This window comes from Streptomyces sp. NPDC007095, from assembly GCF_040634475.1.
In the GTDB taxonomy this organism is placed as follows: domain Bacteria; phylum Actinomycetota; class Actinomycetes; order Streptomycetales; family Streptomycetaceae; genus Streptomyces.
In genome coordinates this window covers 1-6,989 of sequence record NZ_JBEYFS010000372.1, presented here as the reverse complement: position 1 = coordinate 6,989, position 6,989 = coordinate 1, and the positions used below count along the sequence as shown (strand labels likewise).

General features: G+C 71.0%; 6 protein-coding genes and 1 pseudogene. 1 reads left to right on the top strand and 6 read right to left on the bottom strand.

Translation table 11 applies throughout. From position 1 onward, the window contains the following. Positions 1-88: 88 nt before the first annotated feature. The 3 genes from leuE to ABZ656_RS55035 form a co-directional block, all read right to left on the bottom strand. Positions 89-742: a leucine efflux protein LeuE gene (gene leuE, locus ABZ656_RS55045; RefSeq protein WP_101400264.1), complete on the bottom strand. Its 654-nt coding sequence runs from the start codon at positions 740-742 to the stop codon at positions 89-91. A 51-nt stretch (positions 743-793) separates the two neighbouring features. Then, positions 794-1,372, bottom strand: a complete 579-nt coding sequence (locus ABZ656_RS55040; protein ID WP_360279859.1) for a Uma2 family endonuclease — start codon at positions 1,370-1,372, stop codon at positions 794-796. Positions 1,373-1,465: 93 nt separating this feature from the next. After that, positions 1,466-3,046, bottom strand: coding sequence for a methylmalonyl-CoA mutase family protein (locus ABZ656_RS55035; protein WP_054233680.1), 1,581 nt, complete (start codon positions 3,044-3,046; stop codon positions 1,466-1,468). 220 nt (positions 3,047-3,266) lie between these two features. Here ABZ656_RS55035 and ABZ656_RS55030 point away from each other — a divergent pair, with 220 nt between their 5' ends. Then, complete coding sequence (locus tag ABZ656_RS55030) at positions 3,267-4,124, top strand: L,D-transpeptidase family protein (RefSeq protein ID WP_360279856.1); 858 nt, start codon at positions 3,267-3,269, stop codon at positions 4,122-4,124. A gap of 294 nt (positions 4,125-4,418) precedes the next feature. Here the strand turns inward: ABZ656_RS55030 and ABZ656_RS55025 are convergent, their stop codons facing one another. The 3 genes and pseudogenes from ABZ656_RS55025 to ABZ656_RS55015 form a co-directional block, all read right to left on the bottom strand. Further along, positions 4,419-5,528 carry a hypothetical protein gene (locus ABZ656_RS55025; protein ID WP_360279853.1) on the bottom strand — a complete coding sequence of 370 codons (1,110 nt, stop codon included), beginning with the start codon at positions 5,526-5,528 and terminating at the stop codon, positions 4,419-4,421. Continuing rightward, positions 5,528-6,202, bottom strand: coding sequence for an RNA polymerase sigma factor (locus ABZ656_RS55020; RefSeq protein WP_101400261.1), 675 nt, complete (start codon positions 6,200-6,202; stop codon positions 5,528-5,530). Before ABZ656_RS55020 ends, ABZ656_RS55025 begins: the two co-directional genes overlap by 1 nt. A gap of 419 nt (positions 6,203-6,621) precedes the next feature. Continuing rightward, a pseudogene (locus ABZ656_RS55015) lies at positions 6,622-6,989 on the bottom strand (hypothetical protein); the annotation flags it as partial.

Genomic DNA, 6,989 nt, shown 5'->3' with positions numbered 1-6,989 from the left:
GAGGGCCTGTGCCCGGCACGCCGAGAGCACGCACCTGACGCCGCAGGGCCCGCCCTCCGGGCGGACGACGGGAATTTGACGACAGGACCTAGGCGCTGGCCAGGGTGAGCTTCACGGCGAAGCCCAGGAACAGGGCGCCCGCCGCGGTCGTGGCCCCCGCCGAGAGCCGCTTGCGCCGCCGGAAGGCCGCCGCCAGCTTCGTCCCGCTGAAGATCAGCGCGGTGAGGTACAGGAAGCTGGCGAGCTGGGCGAAGGCGCCGAGGACGACGAAGGAGAGGGCCGGGTAGGCGTAGCCCGGGTCCACGAACTGTACGAAGAAGGCGACGAAGAACAGGATCGCCTTCGGGTTGAACAGGCTGATCACCAGCGCCCGCCGGTAGGGCCGCTCCTCGGCGGCCGGCGCCGCGGCCACCTCGCTGTCCTCGGCCCGCTCGTGCCGGGTGCGCCACATGCCCCACGCGGCGCGCAGCATCCCGACCGCGAGCCACGTCAGATATCCGGCCCCGGCGTACTTCACGATCCCGAACAGCACGGCGTTGGCCTGCAGCAGCGAGGCGACTCCGGCCGCGGACAGGGTCATCAGCACGGTGTCCCCGCACCAGACACCCGCGGCGGCCGTGTATCCCGTGCGTACGCCCTTGCGGGCGGCGACGGACAGCACGTACAGCGAGTTCGGACCGGGAAGCAGAACGATCAGCACGAGTCCCGCGAGATAGGTCGGGAGGTCGATGACACCAAGCATGAGGTGGAGTGTCGCACGGGAATACGACACCGCACCTTCGGGTGTCGGTGGTCAGTCGCCGTCGAGGAGGGTGTCGACGGCGAGGTCGAGGCCGACACCGACGGAGTCGGGGACCGGAACGCTCTGACCGCGCTTGAAGCGCTGGGGGGCGTCGTACTTCCCGTCGACCGGGTCCTGGTAGAGGAGCACCTCGTCGTGCTTGCGGTCGACCACGATGTAGACCGGAATGTCGGCCTCCGCGTAACTCTCGACCTTGGGACCCAGGTCGTCGGACCAGTTCGAGGACGTCACTTCCATGACCAGGCGGAAGACGTTCGGGGCGTAGCAGTTCTTCTGGACCAGAGCGTCGCGGAAGTCCTCGTCGACGACCGAGAAGTCCGGGATCGCGTAGTCGTCAGGCAGCGCGGGCAGCCAGAGGCCGATGCCCTGGACATACCTGAGCCCGGCCTTCCGTGCCCCCGCCCCGTCGAACGCTACGACCAGCCAAGACAACGACAGTGCATGCGAGCCGTCCGGCGGCGGTGTCACAACGAGCCTCCCCTGGAGAATCTCCACGCGGTGCCCAGGCAGTGCACTGGAGAGCAGGTCGGCGGCTTCGCCCAACGTCAGCTCGTGTTGCATTACAGCCACGGCGTCCTCCTTTTCGGGGGGTCACTCTTCACGAGAGTAGCCGGGGGCGTGCGGTTTCCGCCCTCGATCACTCATACGAAGCAATTGCCCTGGTCAGAACGCATCCGACGGCACATACGCCCCCCAAACCCCCCGCAACGCGTTGCACACCTCGCCCACCGTCGCGCGGGCGCGCAGGGCGTCCTTCATGGGGTAGAGGACGTTGTCCGTACCCTCGGCCGCCTTCTTGAGGTGGGCGAGGGCCGCGTCCACCGCCGACTGGTCGCGCTCGGCGCGGAGTTTGGTGAGGCGTTCGGCCTGCTGCGCCTCGATGGCCGGGTCGACGCGGAGAGGCTCGTACGGCTCCTCCTCGTCGAGCTGGAAGCGGTTGACGCCGACCACGACCCGCTCACCGGAGTCGGTCTCCTGCGCGATCCGGTAGGCGCTGCGCTCGATCTCGCCCTTCTGGAAACCGTGCTCGATCGCGGACACCGCGCCGCCCAGTTCCTCGACCCGCGCCATCAGTTCGACCGTGGCCGCCTCGACGTCGTCGGTCATCTTCTCGATGACGTAGCTGCCGGCGAAGGGGTCGACCGTCGCCGTCACGTCCGTCTCGTACGCGAGGACCTGCTGCGTCCGCAGCGCCAGGCGCGCGCTCTTGTCCGTCGGGAGCGCGATCGCCTCGTCGAAGGAGTTGGTGTGGAGCGACTGTGTGCCGCCGAGGACCGCGCCCAGGCCCTGGACCGCGACGCGCACCAGGTTCACCTCCGGCTGCTGGGCGGTCAGCTGGACCCCGGCGGTCTGGGTGTGGAAACGGAGCATCAGCGACTTCGGGTTCTTCGCGCCGAACTCCTCGCGCATCACCCGCGCCCAGATGCGCCTGGCGGCGCGGAACTTGGCGACCTCCTCCAGGATCGTCGTGCGGGCGACGAAGAAGAAGGACAGGCGGGGGGCGAAGTCGTCGACGTCCATGCCGGCGGCCACGGCCGTGCGGACGTACTCGATGCCGTCGGCGAGGGTGAACGCGATCTCCTGCGCGGGCGAGGCACCCGCCTCGGCCATGTGGTAGCCCGAGATCGAGATCGTGTTCCACTTCGGGATCTCGGCCTTGCAGTACTTGAAGATGTCCGCGATCAGCCGCAGGGAGGGCTTGGGCGGGAAGATGTAGGTGCCGCGCGCGATGTACTCCTTGAGCACGTCGTTCTGGATCGTGCCCGTCAGCTGATCGGCCGGGACGCCCTGCTCCTCCCCCACCAGCTGGTACATGAGCAGGAGCAGCGCCGCGGGGGCGTTGATCGTCATCGACGTGGACACCTTGTCCAGCGGGATGCCGCCGAACAGGATCCGCATGTCCTCCACCGAGTCGATGGCCACGCCGACCTTGCCGACCTCACCGTGCGCGATCGGCGCGTCCGAGTCGTGGCCCATCTGGGTGGGCAGGTCGAAGGCGACCGACAGGCCCATCGTGCCGTTCGCGATCAGCTGCTTGTAGCGCGCGTTCGACTCCACGGCCGTGCCGAAGCCCGCGTACTGGCGCATCGTCCACGGGCGGCCCGTGTACATCGACGGGTAGACACCGCGGGTGAAGGGGTACGCGCCCGGCTCGCCCAGCTTCTCGGCCGGATCCCAGCCCTCCAGAACCTCGGGTCCATAGAGCGGTTCGATGGGCAGTCCGGACTCCGACTCGCGCGCCATTGCTGTGCCTCCCGCTGAAGTTACTTACTGGTAGGTCCGACCCTCGCCACGGACTGTAGCGGCGGCCGTGCGCGGGATGGAGAGGACCGCGCTGGGACCTTGCTCACAGGCTTCATCGCTCTCAGGCTTCATTGCTTCATTCCCCAGGATCGCGCGTCGTTCGCAACCGGGCGCGCCTGGGGAGCATCTCAGGGAACACGACGACGCACCGGGGGTTGGAATGCGTACGACTGGTATGGGGAGATCGCTGGCCGCCCTCGTGGCACTCGTCGCGGTGAGCGGCTGTACGGCCCAGGCCGTGGACGCGCACGGGAACGCGCGGGGGAAGACGCCGGGGAACACGCAGGGGAGCACGCAGGGCAAGACGCCGCCGTCCGCCTCGAAGACGGACCGTTCGGCCACGCCCGGGGACGACAAGCCGGGCGGCACGACGCCGTCCGCCGCCCCCAGGGTCCTCTGGTCCCGCGGCGACAAGGGGAACGACGTCCGTGAGGTGCAGGCCCGGCTGCATCAGCTCGCCTGGCTCATCCCGGCGCCGACGGGGACGTACGACACCCCGACGGTCACCGCGGTGAAGGGGTTCCAGGGCAAGCGCGGGCTGCCGCGGACCGGCGAGCTGGACGCCGTCACCTGGGAGCGGCTGCGGGGGATGACGCACAAGCCGGCCGCGTGGGAGCTGTACCCGTACGGCGGGCAGCCCGCCGCGCGGCCCGACCCGCGCTGTATGACGGGCCGGGTGCTGTGCGTCAGCAAGACGAGCCGCACCCTGCGCTGGATGATCGACGGGAAGACGGTCTCGGAGATGGACGTGCGGTTCGGCTCGCAGTACACGCCGACCCGCGAGGGGGTCTTCAGCGTCTACTTCAAATCGCGCTACCACGTGTCGACGATCTATCACACGTCCATGCCGTACGCGATGTTCTTCAGCGGCGGCCAGGCGGTCCACTACTCCCCCGACTTCGCGGCCCGCGGCTACTACGGCGCCTCGCACGGCTGCGTCAACGTACGGGACGAGGGGAAGATCGCGGCGCTGTTCGCACAGGTCCGAAACGGGGACAAGGTCGTCGTCTACTGGTGACGGCCGGCCCGGAGGGCGGAAGGGGTGAGGTGATGGGGCGCGGGCGGGACCGGGGGAACGTGTCCCGCCCGCGCCGATGTGCACCAGGCCTGGGTACGGGGGGAACCCCGGCTCAGTGCGACGGCCGATGACCAGTCGGCTCACCCAGTACTGCGTCGGCGCGGCCGAAAACGTCACACCCGGGCGGGAGAAAATTCCGAAGGAATGCGAAACCGCAGGTCAGAGGGCAGATGGCAGGGTTCTCGGAGTCCGGGTGGCTGAGAACACGCCCGGTCCGGATGGCTGAAAGCCTGCTCAGGAGGTGGGCAGCAGCGGCTGCTCAGGAGGTCGGCCGGCAGCGACTGCCGAGGGGGCCGGCAGCAGCGGCGCGACGACCGAGCGCGGGGACGGGGCGAGGATCCCGTCGCGGCCGTGGTGGCCTCCCTCGCCGCCCGAACCTGTGTGGCCTTCGCCGTCACCGCCATTGTCCCCGCCACCGGCGCCGCTGCCCGAGCCGTCGCCGGAACCGCCCCCGGCCCCCTGGCCGGAGCCGGAGTCCGAGCCCGTGGCGCCCTGCTGGTCCTGGTCGCCCCGGCCCTCACCCGCTGCGGCGCCCGTCTGGCCCAGGACGCCCGTGCAGTACTTCTTCACGCGCGGGCCGCCGCCCGCGGCGTCCACCAGGACACGTCTGCGGCCGGACTCCAGGCTCTTGCCGTCCAGCACGTCGCGGCAGTACGAGCGTGTCTTGGCCCACCACTCGCGGGCGCGGGCCGACCGCCCGGCGTCGGAGGAGTCGGGCTGTCCGCTCGGCGCGCCGGGCCCCTGGGCCTCGTCGTCGCCTGAGCCGGCACCGGCCGGCGCGCTCGTGGTGGCTCCCGGGACCGGCACCTCGGAACCATCGGTCTTCGACGCTCCGGGCGACGGCGACAGGGACGGCTGCCGCGGCGTCTGCGCCGCGGAAACCGTCGCGGCCGGGTTCGGCGAGTCGTCACGGAACGGAGTCGGCAGCACTCCGGTTCCGGCCGCGACGGCGACGCCGCCGATCATCCCCGCGGCCAGCGCGGCGACGATCCCGAGGCGCACCGGACGGCCCCGACGGGGGCCCCGCAGGGCCGGAGCCGGACGGCCCAGCCGGACGAGACCCGCGTCGGCGGAGTGGGCCGCGGCCCTCGGGCGCCCCCGGCGGCCGAGCTGGACCAACTCGCCGTTCCGGCCCGCGCGCACCTGTTGGAACGCGGCCAACGCGGCAGCCTCGCCGGGGAGTTCGGCGCTGGTCGGCGCGGGCTCGGGAGCCAGCGCACCGAGCACGTCGGCAAGCCGCTTGGCCCGGCCCTGGGTGTCGGCGTCGACGGCTTCCAGCGGCTCACCACGCAGCAGACGCTCCGCGGCGTCACGGTCCAGCCACTTGTCCTGCTCGTCGGCCATCACATGTCCTTCTGCGTCCGCGAACGCGTATGCGTCACACCCGCGGACGTCACCGCGCGTGTGCGCGACTCTCTTCGTGACTCTCTTTGTGGGGGGACGGCACCGAGGCCGCCGGCGGATTCCGGATCCGCGCCGAGCAGTTCCGCGAGCCGCTTGAGACCGCGGTGCGCCGCGGTGCGGACGGCTCCGGGCCGCTTGCCGAGGGTCTCGGCCGCGGTCTTGGCGTCGAGGCCGACGACCACGCGCAGTACCACGGCCTCCGCCTGGTCCTGCGGGAGTTGGGCGATCAGCGAGAGGGTGCTGTCGGTGGCCAGCGCCTCGATCGCCTCGCCCGCGGTGTCGGAATCACCGGCCTTCGCGGTCAGTTCCGTCTCGTCACCGCCGATCGCGGGGCGGCGCCCGCGCATGCGTATGTGGTCGAGAGCGCGGTTGCGGGCGATCCGGGCGGCCCAGCCTCGGAAGCGGTCCGCGTCGCCGCTGAACCTCTCCAGGTCACGGGCGATCTGCAACCAGGCCTCGGACGTGACGTCCTCCGCGTCCGGGTCGCCTACCAACGTCCGTACGTATCCGAGCAGCCGTGGGTGCACCGAGCGGTACACAGTCCGGAACGCGGTCTCGTCCCCGTCCTGCGCCGCAAGCACCGCGGCGGTCAGCTCCGCGTCGTCCCCCAGCACCGCGCGCCCTTCTGCGCCTAAGCCGGCGCCGCTTTCGCGGACCGGGTTGCTCGCCGTTGTGGTTCCTCAGTCGGTGGTTGCGGTCCTAGGCCCCTCACGGGTGCGGCTGTCCGTCCTCCGCACCCCGGCGCGAATGGCACGTTACGGCCTGAAACCGCTCCCCGTCCATGTTCGTACAGCATGCAACTAACTGGTGACACAGCGAGGTGTGACAGAAAACGCAGCCGCGGCGCTGTAGAGAGTACGGGCCGCCGCGCGGCCCGTGCCGCGCGACGGTCGGGGCCTCTCCTGTGGGGGGTGGCGGCCCCGGCCGTTGCCATCGGCGAGGACGGAAGGGCGTGCGTCGGACACATCGACGGACACTCGGGCCCACCGTTTCCCGGCTTCCCTGCTGTGTCCACTGCACGTCCCGGCCTTGTCTACCGCTTGCCCCTGGACTTGGTCGGCGTCGCCGCGACTGTCGCGTGCGGGCTCGGCGTGCCGTCCGGCTTCTTCGACTTCGCGGACCCGGTGTCGTCGCTCAACTGCTCTGCGCAGTACGCCGCGACCTTGTCCTCGCCGCCCGCAGCCTTGATGAGCCGCTGCCAGGCCGCCGAGTTCAGGGCGTTGCCCCGGCCCTTTACCGATGCGTACGCACGGCAGTGGGCCTCGGTGTCCTGGGCTCGCGTCGGGTGGCCGGAGGGGTCGGCCTGCGCTGAGGTGCCGGGGGCGGACGAGTCGGGAGCCTCGGGCGCATCCGGCTGCGCGGCCTGGGAGGCGGACCGGTCCGGGGCGCTGCTCGTCGGCC